The 14,759-nt window shown below is 41.2% G+C and carries 10 protein-coding genes; 6 read left to right on the top strand and 4 right to left on the bottom strand.

The window, feature by feature from the left end; translation table 11 throughout:
- The first annotated feature begins 9 nt into the window (after positions 1-9).
- From AC07UV_RS06995 to AC07UV_RS07005, 3 genes are all read left to right on the top strand, one after another.
- The gene (locus tag AC07UV_RS06995; protein WP_495183164.1) at positions 10-3,150 is read left to right on the top strand and encodes an efflux RND transporter permease subunit; all 3,141 of its coding nucleotides are present in this window, start codon (positions 10-12) and stop codon (positions 3,148-3,150) included.
- Positions 3,151-3,300: 150 nt separating this feature from the next.
- Positions 3,301-5,142, top strand: coding sequence for a glutamine--fructose-6-phosphate transaminase (isomerizing) (glmS, locus tag AC07UV_RS07000; protein ID WP_495183165.1), 1,842 nt, complete (start codon positions 3,301-3,303; stop codon positions 5,140-5,142).
- A gap of 8 nt (positions 5,143-5,150) precedes the next feature.
- Positions 5,151-7,331, top strand: a complete 2,181-nt coding sequence (locus tag AC07UV_RS07005; protein WP_495183166.1) for a DUF4954 family protein — start codon at positions 5,151-5,153, stop codon at positions 7,329-7,331.
- A gap of 89 nt (positions 7,332-7,420) precedes the next feature.
- On the opposite strand, the gene AC07UV_RS07010 is transcribed toward AC07UV_RS07005, so the two are convergent.
- From AC07UV_RS07010 to lgt, 4 genes are all read right to left on the bottom strand, one after another.
- Positions 7,421-7,993 (bottom strand): helix-turn-helix domain-containing protein, encoded by a 573-nt coding sequence (locus tag AC07UV_RS07010; RefSeq protein ID WP_120258092.1) that lies wholly within the window; start codon positions 7,991-7,993, stop codon positions 7,421-7,423.
- A 162-nt stretch (positions 7,994-8,155) separates the two neighbouring features.
- The gene (locus AC07UV_RS07015) at positions 8,156-8,698 is read right to left on the bottom strand and encodes a L,D-transpeptidase family protein (protein WP_495183167.1); all 543 of its coding nucleotides are present in this window, start codon (positions 8,696-8,698) and stop codon (positions 8,156-8,158) included.
- 116 nt (positions 8,699-8,814) lie between these two features.
- The gene (trpB, locus tag AC07UV_RS07020) at positions 8,815-10,005 is read right to left on the bottom strand and encodes a tryptophan synthase subunit beta (protein WP_282255105.1); all 1,191 of its coding nucleotides are present in this window, start codon (positions 10,003-10,005) and stop codon (positions 8,815-8,817) included.
- Positions 10,006-10,607: 602 nt separating this feature from the next.
- Complete coding sequence (lgt, locus tag AC07UV_RS07025; RefSeq protein WP_120258091.1) at positions 10,608-11,423, bottom strand: prolipoprotein diacylglyceryl transferase; 816 nt, start codon at positions 11,421-11,423, stop codon at positions 10,608-10,610.
- A 162-nt stretch (positions 11,424-11,585) separates the two neighbouring features.
- Here lgt and AC07UV_RS07030 point away from each other — a divergent pair, with 162 nt between their 5' ends.
- The 3 genes from AC07UV_RS07030 to AC07UV_RS07040 all read left to right on the top strand — a co-directional run bounded on the left by AC07UV_RS07030 (position 11,586) and on the right by AC07UV_RS07040 (position 14,742).
- A complete protein-coding gene (locus AC07UV_RS07030; protein WP_495183168.1) occupies positions 11,586-12,704 on the top strand; it encodes a M42 family metallopeptidase in 1,119 nt (372 codons plus the stop codon).
- 36 nt (positions 12,705-12,740) lie between these two features.
- On the top strand, positions 12,741-13,082 hold the full coding sequence (locus AC07UV_RS07035) for a DUF3467 domain-containing protein (RefSeq protein WP_120258089.1): 342 nt from the start codon (positions 12,741-12,743) through the stop codon (positions 13,080-13,082).
- A 151-nt stretch (positions 13,083-13,233) separates the two neighbouring features.
- Positions 13,234-14,742 (top strand): carbon-nitrogen hydrolase family protein, encoded by a 1,509-nt coding sequence (locus tag AC07UV_RS07040; protein WP_495183169.1) that lies wholly within the window; start codon positions 13,234-13,236, stop codon positions 14,740-14,742.
- The last annotated feature ends 17 nt before the right edge of the window (positions 14,743-14,759 follow it).

The raw sequence follows: 14,759 nt of genomic DNA on the forward strand, positions 1-14,759 counted from the left end.
ATAATTCTAATGAAAATTACCGAAATATCGATAAAACGTCCCAGTATAATTATCGTATTATTTATAATACTGACAGTAGGTGGGTTGTTTTCCTATACTCAGTTGGGGTACGAGTTAGTCCCTAAATTTGAGATGAATGTAATCACGGTGCAGACTGTCTATCCGGGGGCATCGCCCGCGGAGGTGGAAAGCTCGGTGACCAAAAAAATCGAGGATGCCATTTCCTCTTTGGAGAGTATCAAAAAGGTAGAGTCGACGTCCCTCGAAGGTGTATCCATTGTGATGATTACCTTAAATAACGGTGCGGATGTCAACTTTTTGCTGACCGATGCACAACGGAAGATCAATGCCGTTGTCAACGATCTGCCGGATGATGTAAAAACACCATCCTTATCCAAATTTTCGTTAGATGATGCTGCTATCATGAGTCTGGCGGTAACATCAAACCTATCCGAAAAAGAATTGTATGACTTATTGGACAATAAGATTCAGCCAGTTTTCGCGCGGATCAATGGGGTAGCCAAAGTGGATATGATCGGGGGTGAGGAGCGTGAAATTCAGATTTCTGTAGACCCTAAGAAAATCGAGGGCTATGGCTTAACAATCGCTCAGGTACAACAGACTGTTGCCTCTTCAAACCTTGATTTTCCTACAGGTAACGTAAGTACACGTGACAACAGAACAACAATTCGTTTGGCAGGTAAAGTAACTTCGATTGAAGAATTGCGTAATCTACCGATTACAACACCAGCAGGTGTACAGATCTATTTACGCGATGTTGCCGATGTGCAGGATGGAATTAAGGAAATTGAGAAGGTGGCCCGTTTGGATCGTCAGAACACTATCTTGTTACAGGTCTTTAAGCAATCGGATGCCAATGCAGTAGCCGTATCGGAAGGTGTTAAAAAGACAATTGGACAGGTGGAAAAAGATTATGCGAGCAACAAGATCAAGATTCTTGTCGCAAATGACTCTTCTGATTTTACATTGAATGCTGCCAACAACGTAATCCATGACTTGATGATTGCGATTGCCCTGGTTGGTTTTATCATGTTGTTCTTCTTGCAGAGTTTGCGTAATGCTGCGATTACTATGGTTGCGATTCCGTTATCACTGATCGCGACATTTATTGGTTTGTTGCTGATGGGCTATACCCTAAACCTGATGTCTTTATTGGGACTATCACTGGTTGTAGGTATTCTGGTGGATGATGCGATCGTTGTTATCGAGAATATTCACCGTCACATGGAGATGGGGAAAAATAAAGTACGTGCAGCATTTGATGGAGCGTCCGAGATCGGTTTCACTGTAACAGCGATTACCTTGGTTATCGTAGTCGTGTTCCTGCCGATCGCAATGTCTACCGGTTTGGTGGCAAACGTCCTGGCACAATTCTGTGTGACTGTAATTATCTCTACTTTGTTGTCCCTGTTGGTTTCGTTTACCGTTGTTCCCTGGTTATATTCCCGTTTCGGAAAACTAGAACATTTGAGCAAAACTTCCTTCTTTGGACGTATCATTCATGGATTTGAAAGTGGTCTGAATGCATTTACACATTGGGTATCCGGATTGTTGGTCTGGGCACTAAAAAGCCGGATGAATAAATTGGCAACACTCGGACTAGCAGTAGGCTTATTGGTCGCTTCTTTTATGCTTGTGGTCAAAGGTTATATCGGTTCGGACTTCTTCCCAGGAATAGACCGGAAGGAATTTTTTATCCAATTGGAATTGGACAAAGATGCTTCTTTGGAGAAAACCAACTTATTGACGCAAAAGGCCGAAGCTTATATCAAATCTAAGCCAGATGTGAAAGAAATCATCACCACTGTAGGACAGTCTTCGGATGGTATGGCTTCCACAACAGGTTCACGTTATAAATCTGAAATCCACGTTATTCTGGATAAGGAGAATTTTGAAGGTAATTCTCAGGTGTATTCTGCGACTTTAAAACGTGAATTGGAAAACAAGCTGATCGGTGCCAAGATTAAAACCGTGAATGTTGGTATCATGGGGGCAGAACAGGCACCGTTGAAATTGACCATCATTGGTTCTTCGGTGGAAGATGCACAAGAATTTGCGGAGAAAGCGGCAGATCAATTGCGTAAGATCCCAGGAGCAGCAGGAGTGAAGTTAACTTCCGAAGCTGGTAACCCGGAGATCAATGTGAAAATTGACCGCGATAAGATGACATCTTTGGGGTTGAACGTATCCACAGTCGGTATGACGATGCAGACCGCATTTTCTGGAAATACGGACAATAAATATAGAGCGGGTGATAATGAATATGATATCAATATTCGCTATACAGAAAGTGGTCGTGCCAGTATAGATAACGTGCGTGACCTGAAATTTATCAATAGCAAGGGAGCTTCGATTTCATTGGAACAATTTGCAACAGTTTCTTATGGTTCAGGACCTACCTTATTGGAGCGTCGTGATAAATCGCCAGCGGTATCTATCCAAGGTCAGGCAATCGGTAGACCAATGGGTACTGTAGCACAGGAATGGCAGGCTCAATTTGAGAAGCTTCCACGCAAACCTGGAATCGTCTTCATTTGGGGTGGTAACATGGAAAATCAGTCAGAAGGTTTCGGTACATTGGGAATTGCATTATTGGCCTCAATTATCTTGGTATACCTTGTGATGGTGGCGCTATATGATAGCTTTATCACACCTTTTGTGGTATTGTTCTCCATTCCATTATCCTTTATCGGTGCCTTATTGTTCCTAGCATTGGGTAATCAGACGTTGAACATCTTTACCATCTTGGGTATTATCATGCTGATTGGTTTGGTGGCCAAGAACGCGATCATGCTAGTCGATTTTGCGAACCATCGAAAAGAAGCTGGCGATAGTACACACGATGCACTGGTTGCTGCTAACCATGCCCGTCTTCGTCCGATCTTGATGACGACAATTGCCATGGTATTCGGTATGATTCCAATTGCCATTGCTACAGGTGATGGTGCCGATATGAACAGAGGTCTGGCAATCGTTATCATTGGTGGTCTATTGTCGTCCCTATTCTTGACCCTAGTTGTCGTGCCGGTCGTATATTCGATCTTTGACCGCTTTGGTAAAAAGAAGAAAACTGACTATGAGGCATTGATTGTAGAGGATTATGATCATGTTGATGTAGCAGAACATTAAACATAAATCAATTTTACAAAGGAAAGGAGGCTAAGTCATTGGCCTCCTTTTTTTTGTGTTAATTTTAGGTTAATCAATCGATTGCGTAAATATTTTTTATTACATTGCGGCCGCATTAACAAAATATATATACTTAAAATTGAGACAAGCATGTGTGGAATTGTAGGATACACAGGTTACCGTCAGGCGTATGGTATCGTCATTGATGGATTGAAAAAATTAGAATACCGTGGATATGACAGTGCGGGAGTGGCACTGCACAAAGGTGGACAGGTTGATGTTTACAAAAAGACCGGCAAAGTAGTGAATCTAGAAGAATTCGTTTACGGTCAGGATCTCCAATCAACAACAGGAATAGGGCATACGCGTTGGGCCACCCATGGTGAACCTTCTGACCGCAATGCCCATCCGCATTATTCAAATAGTGGACGCATTGCAATGATCCATAATGGTATCATCGAAAACTATGCTTCCCTAAAAGCAGAATTAATTAGCAAAGGCTACCAATTCAAAAGTGATACGGATACTGAAGTGCTCGTTAACTTTATCGAAGAAATCCAGTTACAAAATGAATGCTCCCTGGAGGAGGCGATCCGTATTGCCTTAAAAAGGGTTGTCGGTGCGTATGTGATCCTTGTATTGGAGGCTGGTCATCCAGATCGGATTATTGCGGCAAGAAAGGGAAGTCCTCTGGTAATTGGAATAGGTAAAAATGAACATTTCTTGGGTTCAGATGCTTCGCCGATGTTAGCTTATACCAAAGAAGTTGTTTACATCAATGATTATGAACTTGCGATTATCACGCCCGATGAACTAATCCTCAAGAATTTGGGAAATGAACGGATTACACCGTACATCCAAAAATTGGATCTGGAGTTATCGGCTATTGAAAAAGGTGGTTACGATCACTTTATGCTAAAGGAGATCTTCGAACAGCCCCATACCATCTACGATTCGATGCGTGGGCGTCTGGATCTGCAAGCGAAGCAAATTATTCTGAGTGGAATTGAGAAGTATGCGAATGAAATCAGCAGCACCAATCGTATTGTCATTGTTGCCTGTGGTACGAGTTGGCATGCTGGCTTGATTGCCGAATATGTCATTGAGGAATTATGCCGCATTAATGTTGAGGTGGAGTATGCTTCGGAGTTCCGTTACCGGAATCCTGTGATCCATCCTGGAGATGTAATTTTGGCTATTTCACAAAGCGGTGAGACTGCGGACACGTTGGTGGCGCTGGAAAATGCGAAAAAGCAGGGGGCCATCATTCTTGGTGTCGTCAATGTCGTTGGATCTTCAATCGCCCGTCTTTCTGATGCAGGAGCTTATACACATGCTGGACCTGAAATCGGTGTGGCAAGTACCAAAGCTTTTACCGCACAGCTAACTGTCCTAAATCTGATCGCATTAAAAATTGCAGCCTTAAAAGGAACGATTTCGGAAGAACGTTTTCTGAAACTATCGGAGGAATTGCATGCAGTTCCTGAAAAGGTTGAGTGGATACTGGATACGCAGATCGAAAAGATCCAACAAATTGCAAAAAAATATAAAGACGCAAGGGATTTCTTATTTCTTGGTAGAGGGTATAACTTCCCGGTTGCCCTGGAAGGTGCGCTAAAGCTCAAAGAGATCTCTTATATTCATGCCGAAGGTTATCCTGCAGCAGAGATGAAACATGGCCCTATTGCTTTGGTCGATGAGAATCTACCTGTTGTATTCGTCGCAACGAAGGATGCCTATCATGAAAAGATTGTCTCCAACATCCAGGAGATAAAAGCAAGGAAAGGGAAAATTATTTCTGTAGTCACAAGAGGTGACGCCGTTTCCGAAGAGCTGTCGGATGACTTTATGGAAATTCCAGAGGCAGATGAGATTATTGCTCCTTTAATCTCTGTTGTTCCTTTGCAGTTATTGTCTTATTATATTGGTGTGGAGTTAGGATTAGATGTTGACAAACCTCGTAATCTCGCCAAATCTGTCACAGTAGAATAGGGAGGCGTATGAGTGTGTTAAAGAAAAGACCTTTGGAGCATTTGGGATATGATTTTATCCCAAATGAATTTCTCCGGGAAGGGCAGGATGAGTACACCCTGCGTTTTCAGCAGAATCCACGCAATGATTACCGTGACCTTACAGCAAATGAGGTTCAGGAGCTGATCGCCAATGGCAATTGGTCGAGCGACTGGTCCAGGGTAAAGGTGTCAGCAGTTTTCGATCCCAAGCAAATCCAAGGTTGTAAATTCTATGGTTTGGTGCGCATCGGAAATCTCAACCCCAGCTATTTGGAATACCGTAACCTGCAACTTCCCATCGGTTTATATCATTCGACCATTATCAGTTCTGATTTTGGCGATGATGTGGCTGTACATCATATCGGTTATTTATCCTATTTTATTGTGGGTAATGAAGTGCTGTTGAGTCAAATCAAGGAGATGGAGACCGGTAGCACCGCTAAATTTGGAAATGGAATTCTACGTGATGGTGAAGAATCGGGTAAACGTATTCAATTGGAGCTCTGCAACGAAAACGGTGCACGCTCGGTGTATCCTTTTGATGGGATGCAGGCGGCAGATGTCTATCTGTGGACACGAAATCGCCATGATCGGGAGCTACAACATCGTTTTGAAGAGCTGACCGACCAAAAAATCGGTACACAACGGGGATATTATAGTCAGATCGGTGATCGCTGCGTTATCAAAAATACGTTCACGATCAAAAATGTGAAGATTGGTACCGATGCCTACATCAAAGGGGTGAATAAGCTGAAGAATGTAACTGTTAACTCATCACAGGAATCCTATACCCAAATTGGTGAGGGCTGTGAGCTGGTTAATGGTATTATTGGCTACGGTTGCCGTATATTCTATGGAGTCAAAGCGGTACGTTTTATTTTGGCCTCTTATTCGCAACTGAAATATGGCGCACGGTTGATCAATTCTTATCTGGGTGATAATTCGACGATATCCTGTTGTGAAGTGCTCAATTCCCTAATTTTTCCGGCACATGAACAACACCATAATAATTCATTCCTATGTGCCGCATTGGTGATGGGACAAAGTAATATGGCGGCTGGGGCTACTGTCGGGTCAAACCACAATTCTAGGGCAGCTGATGGTGAGATTATCGCAGGACGTGGTTTCTGGCCGGGCTTATGTGTAAGCCTCAAACACAACTCGAGATTTGCCTCTTACTGTTTGATTGTAAAGGGTGACTTTTTACACGAGCTGGATATCCAACTGCCTTTTACGTTGGTAAGCAACGATGTACAGCACGATCGGCTTGTACTTATCCCAGGGTATTGGTTTATGTATAATATGTACGCCTTAGTGCGTAATGCCAATAAGTATGAAGCTCGGGACAATAGACATTTTAAAAATCAATATTTTGAGTACGCTATGTTGGCTCCTGATACCGTCAATGAGATGTTTGCCGGAATGGAAACACTTGCCTTTGCAGTATCGGAAAGCCTTCAACAGGAAGAGGATAAGACAAGGGAGGAACGCATTGTGGCAGGGCGAGCCTTGCTTGCCAACAATATTGATCTAAAAGATAAGACGATTGTTTTATCCGGAGCGGAGAATTCACGCCGACCTACAGTGATTCAAAAAGTTGGTGAGGCCTATCATCTTTATCGTTCATTTATCAAGTATTATGGTGTTTTGCACTTGATGGATGCGTTGGAGGAAGGACGATCACTAGATGATATCATTGCGAGCCTTGCCGGTGAACAACGGACAAACTGGGAAAATATCGGTGGACAGCTTATCGAAAGTACTGCATTGCAGATTTTTCTGGATGATATCAAGTCCAAAAAGATAGACTCCTGGGACGATATTCATGAGTTTTATCACGAGCGTAGCAAGGACTATCCATTGGATAAACGAAAGCATGCCTTATTGTCACTGATTGAAATTCTGACTTTGGAAGGTATGGAAATATCCAGAGATAAAATTGTATCTTTGTTGGATCAGGCTTTGGGACACCGAATCTGGATAGGCGAGCAGATCTATAAATCCCGCGCTAAAGATTACAAAAATCCGTTCAAGAATATGGTGTATGCCAATGATGAAGAACGCGATATAGTGGTTGGGAAATTGACAGAAAACTCCTTTATCAATCAACAGCAAAAAGAACTAGAGATATTTAAAATAAGGGTTGCTAATTTGAAAGGGCAATTTTAAAAGAAAGGCTTCCGCTCGGAAGCCTTTTCTTTTTTATCTTTAGGTGCCAAATCATGATCTGATCAATTCAGCGCATGCATGCAGGATAGTTATCCAGCATCTTGAATCTTATCCAACGGTTTCCTTTTATTCTCCTTGATATGCTTAAAATGACTTGGAGTCAGCCCAGTTACTTTTTTGAATTGATTGCTCAAATAGGCGACACTGGAGTAATTCAGTTGATAGGCGATCTCGCTTAAAGTCAATTCGTCGTAGACCAATAATTCCTTGACATATTCGATTTTTTGGCTGATGAAATATTTCTCAATTGTCATGCCTTCCACATCCGAAAATAGATTCGAAATATAGTTGTAATCGTGATAAATTTGATTACTTATTATTTCTGATAAATTGAGATTGGTGTTATTATTTTGGTTGCGGATTAGATCCAGCACCAAATGCTTGACCTGTTCAATAAGTACTGTTCTCTTGTCGTCGATCAATTCAAAGCCAAGGGCAGAGAAGCTCTCGGCCAATTGTGCAGATTGTTCTCTGTTCAACGTTTCTTCTATTTCGACCTGTCCTAAAGAAATATGTTTAATGTGAAGATTAAGCTTGGCCAATTCGTTTTCGACAACCATGATGCATCTATTGCATACCATATTCTTTATTGCGAGTTTCATTCGATTTTTTTTAATACAAGTTACAAATCTAAACCCAAAAATCGCAAATTAATCGGACATTCTGTTGTAAGATTTGGGACTTATGTTGTAGAGTTTTGGTGCGGTAAAACGGAATGATTGAGATGCCGTATGTCTTGATCACTAAGGTGTATAGCAGTGACACTATGGATTAATCTCAATAGGGGTGCCTATGGGAACAGCGCGGTAGAGTTCATCAATTTCCGTGTTGGTCAATGCCATACAACCGAAGGTCCAGTCTACACAACGTTGTAGTTTACCAATGAAGCCCATTCCGTTTCGCAGTCCATGAATTTTGATATCACCACCAGCAGTTTTACCTAGAGTTTTAGCATGGGCGATATCCTTCTCATTGGGATAGGAGACCCCTAAGTTTTTATGGTACCCACTGTGTTGATTCTTATCGTTGATATAATATAATCCCTCTGGAGTTTTTAGGTCACCTTCAATTTCTTTTGCACCTACGGGCTTTCCACCGAGTGAAATACGGTAGGATTTGAGTAATTTTCCGTGTGCATAAGCCAATAAGGTCCTTTTGGATTTATACACCACAAGCGTGTCAATGACAACATTTTTTGATAAACGGGATTCTGGATAGCGGTTGTAGACCGTCAACGCCAAAATGGATAGGAGGAATACGGCAATACCAACTTTTAGCCAGCTGCTACGACTTTTACTTCGCTTCATAAGGTCTATATTTAATATCGTTGTTTTGTGTATTTGGCAAGTGCCTAATTCATATTAATTAAGATACAAAGTCCCTGTATAAGGGACTTTGTATTGCTATTTGAAATGGTCAGTTGTTAAAATTCACGATCCACATCCTTGTCGCCACGTCCGGATAAATTGACGATAGCAAGTTTATTTTTATCTTTTAGCAGCTTAACTGCTAATGCAACAGCATGTGATGATTCGATTGCCGGAATAATTCCCTCTAATTTTGAAAGCAGTTTATAAGCTGCGATGGCTTCATCATCTGTTACTGGGTAATAGTTTGCTCTATTGCTGTCCTTTAAAGCTGCATGTTGGGGTGATATACCCGGATAGTCCAGTCCTGCAGACACCGAGGTCGAAGGAATTGGATTGCCTTCATCGTCGACCAGGCAGTAGGAATAAGTGCCTTGAAAGACGGTTGGTTTACCGAATGACAGGGTCGCAGCCGTTTTCGGATATGTTCCCGAACCACCACCTTCGCCACCGTTGATTTCAACTTCCTGGTCTTCTAGGAAGCCTGAAAATAATCCAATGGCATTTGATCCACCGCCTACACATGCAAAGATACTATCTGGAAGACGTCCTTCTTGTTCAAGGATCTGTTGTCTGGCTTCTTTCCCGATAACGCTCTGAAAATAGCCAACCATTTTTGGATAAGGATGGGGGCCGACGTGCGAACCCAAAAGGTAATAAGAAGTTGGGTTTTCGACATAGTACATCAAGGCTGCATCAACAGCATCCTTCAATGTGCGGCTTCCAAGATTTGTCGTGACGACTTCAGCGCCCAGAAGCTCCATACGTTTTACATTTAATGCCTGGCGGGCAGCATCAATTTCACCCATAAATACCTTACACGGGATATTGAGCAATGCGGCCGCCGTGGCTGTTGCAACACCATGTTGCCCTGCACCAGTTTCCGCAATGATCTCAGTAGCACCCATCTGCTTGGCCAATAAAATCTGACCAATACAATTATTGATTTTATGTGAACCTGTGTGGTTCAGGTCTTCTCGTTTTAAGTAGATTTTTGAACCTACATAGTCACTTAAATTTTTTGCGAAATACAATGGAGACGGACGTCCAACATAATATTTAAGGATGGAAATAAATTCTTTTTGGAATTCTTCTTTCTGTACATGGCTATCGAAAAATTCAGCTAACTTGTTTAACTGACTTTCCAAAACAGGTGGAATAAAAGACCCACCATATTCACCATATTTACCATTGTATTGAAGCATGTTTTCGTTCGCTTCGACAGATGCACACTTTTCTAGACTCATTTTAGGCTTAAGTTTTCTTGTTGTAAAAATGTTTGATAATAAAAGAAGCCTAAATATAGTAATCTTTGTAGGCTTTAGCTATACAACGCGCTAATTTTGCTAATTAATATGGATGCAGTAATTATTATTGAGCTAGGTGATTCATAACAGCTATATAAAGCATTGAACAGATCTAATAGAAAATTGAAAGTAGGTGTTTTAAATTCAATAATTTATTTATGGTATATATTCATATGTTTTATATAAATAGAGTCCGTGTTTAATGCCGGATATAACAACTGTTCTGTTCTTATTCGAGCCTGATTCATGGCTGATTCGTATCTGAGAGCAGGTGCGAGTAGTTTGTCAGTAAGGTGACAGCAGCCTGAATCCGTGTTAAACTCGGACTCACCACGGACTCATGTCGGATTCATTATGGATTTATAGTGAGGACGCCTCGACTGAGGGTCGGAGGAGCCTGCCATCATTGTCGAAGGAATATCGCGGCCCGAAAGTGTAAGGGAACCTGAACTGCTAGGGCATGATGAAAAAAAGGCATCTTTCGCAGAAAAGATGCCTTGTTAAATTTGTATTTTGTGAACAATACTTGATCGCTGTTTGTTTTACGCTTTTGGTTTGCGAAAGATAAAATAGAGACCAACCAAAATAAAAGGTATACTCAAGAGTTGGCCCATATTAAGCAACATGCTTTGTTCAAAATCTTCCTGATCAATTTTAAAATGTTCCAATACCATCCGTGCACCAAATAGCAAGACCATAAAAATGCCGAATAATTTTCCTTTTTGACGATTCGGGTTTGACTTGAATAAGGAGCCGATAATAATAAAGATGATAATATAGGCGATGGCTTCATAGAGCTGACCCGGATGGCGAGGGATATTGTCATGACGGTCAAAAATTATTGCCCAAGGTAAATCCGTAGGGGTACCGACCATCTCGGAATTGAAAAAATTTCCGATACGGATCAGCGCACCAGCAATAGGAACAACCACAACCAATCGGTCTGCCAACCATAAAAAGTCTGTTTTTGTTTTGCGGCAGAAGAGGTAAAGTGCTGTGAGGATACCGATAGCCCCCCCATGAGAAGCCAATCCGGCGAAACCTGTGACTTGGAAACCGTTTTTATCCCATTTGAAAGGTAGGAAAATTTCCAGAATATGGTCTTTATAATAATCAAAATCGTAGAACAGACAATGACCAAGTCGTGCGCCAATCAGCGTGCCGAGGAAGATATAGATGGAAAGTTGATCCAGTTGTTCTTGCGTGCGGCCCTCTTTTTTAAAAATACGCAACATAATAACATAGGAAACAAAAAAAGCGAGGAGCCAGCATAAGGCGTAGTAACGTAGGGCAAATGCGCCAAGGTTGAACATCTCGGGATCTATATTCCAATGTATAGCACTTAGTATTGAATTCATATATTTTATGTCTATTTAAATTACCATGGTAAAGATAAGGTTTAATCTTATTTTTCAATAAAATCAAAGTTAAATGTAAAAGGAATATTCCAAAAAACATTTTTACTTTTGCATTTCATTGAAATTTTCATATTTTGACGAAAGTAAATAGAAAAGGAAAAGATGGCTGAAAAGAATAAGAAAAAAGAACAGAAAACGACTGGGGTCGTGACAAAAGATTCGCTTTCATTTTTTGAAAAATATATAAACAACGCTTCTCCCACAGGTTTTGAATGGGAAGGTCAACGTTTATGGCTGGATTATCTGAAGCCTTATGTGGACGAAACATTCGTGGATAACTATGGTACAGCAGTTGGTGTTATCAACCCAAAAGCGAGCTATAAAGTAGTGATCGAAGCGCACGCAGATGAAATCTCCTGGTTTGTTAATTACATTACAAAAGATGGATTGATCTACGTGGTACGTAATGGTGGTTCTGATCATCAGATTGCGCCTTCCAAGCGGGTGAACATTCATACAGAAAAAGGAATCGTTAAAGCGGTATTTGGCTGGCCTGCCATTCATACACGTTCGGGTGAGAAAGAAGAAAATCCTTCCCTAAAAAATATCTTTTTGGATTGTGGATGCAGTTCCAAAGAAGAGGTGGAAGCCTTAGGTGTACATGTGGGTTGTGTGATTACCTATGAAGACACTTTTTCAATCTTAAATGATCGTTACTATATTGGACGGGCCTTAGACAATCGTGCTGGTGGCTTTATGATTGCCGAGGTTGTGCGCCTGCTAAAAGAGAATAAAAAGAAATTGCCATTTGGATTATATATCGTAAATTCGGTGCAGGAAGAGATTGGATTGCGTGGTGCTGAAATGATTGCAGACCGCATAAAGCCGAATGTTGCCATTGTTACAGACGTGACACATGATACCCAAACGCCGATGATCAACAAGATCACACAGGGAGATTTATTCTCTGGAAAAGGTCCGGTATTGTCTTATGCTCCAGCGGTTCAGGTGAATTTGAATAAACTGTTGGTTAAAGTTGCTGAGGAAAACAATATCCCATTCCAACGTCAGGCATGTTCACGTTATACGGGGACAGATACCGATGCTTTTGCTTACAGCAATGGTGGGGTGCCTTCAGCGTTGATTTCTTTGCCTTTGCGTTATATGCATACAACGGTTGAGATGGTACATAAAGAAGACGTAGACAATGTGATCCGTTTGATCTATCAAACATTGTTGAATATCGAGGATGGACAGGACTTTAGAACATTTACAAAATAAAATTTAGGATTATATTAACTTACATTTAGAATTATTATGGAAAATAACCAAAATCAAAACGAATTGAGCATCGAGTTGACAGAAGAAGTAGCAGAAGGAATCTACTCAAATCTTGCGATTATCACTCACTCTAATACAGAATTTGTGGTTGACTTTATCCGTGTGATGCCAGGAGTGCCAAAAGCAAAAGTGAAATCAAGAATCGTTTTGACTCCAGAGCACGCAAAACGCTTGTTAGGTGCATTGGTTGATAACGTAAATCGTTTCGAAGCATTGAACGGTCCAATTAAAATGGATATGGGTGTTGCTGAACAACCGCAACAAGGTGGTGATCCAACAGTAGCATTTCCTTTCGGAACTCCTCAAGGTCAAGCATAGTCAATAGCATAATCTATCGATAATTAAGGCGCCAATAAAACAATTGGCGCCTTTTTTTGTCTCCATTTGTGGATACCGGACTACCCGGAGGTTTGGGCTTGGGCCCGACTTTTGCTATTTTTAGAAAAACTTATTTCAAAAGGAGATTTATATGGATATTCAAGTGCGTAACTTGACAAAGAAGGATTATGTTGGTTTGAAGGAATCAATGGAGCAAGCTTATGATGGTGTGGGGGAGACCTGGTCAAAGGAAAATATTCTGGATCTGATCGAAATATTTCCCGAGGGACAATTGTGTGTGGAGATCGATGGGCATGTGGTTGCCTGTGCGCTGTCCATTATCCTCAATTCTAAAAAGAATAACATCTACGATAGTTATTATGATATTATTGATGACGGTAAATTCAGCAAACATAGCAACGACGGAGATACGTTGTATGGTATTGAGGTATTTGTCCACCCGGAACATCGTGCATTGCGACTGGGGCGGCGCCTATATGATGCACGTAAGGAACTGTGCGAGCAGATGAACTTAAAATGTATTGTCGCTGGTGGCCGGATTCCAAACTACCATAATTATGCGGAAAAAATGAGTCCAAGGGTTTATATTGAGAAGGTAAAACGCAAGGAAATATATGATCCGACTTTGACATTTCAACTTTCCAACGATTTTCATGTTAAAAAGATCCTAAAACATTATTTGCCAGAGGATGCTGAGTCGATGGAATTTGCGACCTTGCTGGAATGGAATAATATTTATTATGAATCGGAGACTCGTTCGATCTCGACAACAAAACAGACCATCCGTCTGGGACTGGTGCAGTGGCAGATGCGCTTATTTGATAATATTGAAGCTTTCTACGACCAGATCGAATTCTTTGTGGATACCGTTAGTGATTATGGAACGGATTTTATCATGTTTCCAGAGTTTTTTAACACACCACTAATGAGCCCTTACAATGACCTTCCCGAACGCTTGGCGATGGAACGATTGGCGCAGCATACTTCCGATATTATTGATCGTATCCAGCAGTTTGCGGTTTCCTATAACGTGAATATTATTGCTGGATCTATGCCACTGATGGAAAATAAGAAACTCTATAATGTTTCTTACCTCTGTCATCGAAATGGTAAGCTGGATGAATTTAAGAAAATTCATATCACACCAAATGAATTTAAATACTATGGCATGGTTGGGGGGAGTGAGGTAAAGGTATTCGATACAGACTGTGGGAAAGTCGGCCTGTTAATCTGTTATGACGTAGAATTTCCGGAATTGAGCCGCATTTTGGCCGATCAGGGGATGCAGATTCTATTTGTACCTTTTATGACCGATACACAGAATGGCTATATTCGGGTCAGAACTTGTGCACAGGCCCGGGCCATCGAAAACGAATGTTATGTGGCCATTGCAGGGTCTGTGGGTAACCTGCCACGCGTCAATAATATGGATATTCAATATTCACAATCTGCCGTCTTTACACCATCAGATTTTGCATTTCCAAACAATGCAATCAAAGCCGAAGCAACACCTAATGCGGAAATGGTGCTGATCGCAGATGTGGATCTTTATGCATTGCGTGATTTACATGAATATGGTACCGTAAAAGTCAAAAAAGATCGACGCAAAGACCTGTATGAAGTAAAACTTTTGAAATAATTACGCTGTATTTTTGA

Source organism: Sphingobacterium sp. GW821-FHT03E03 (genome assembly GCF_059420745.1).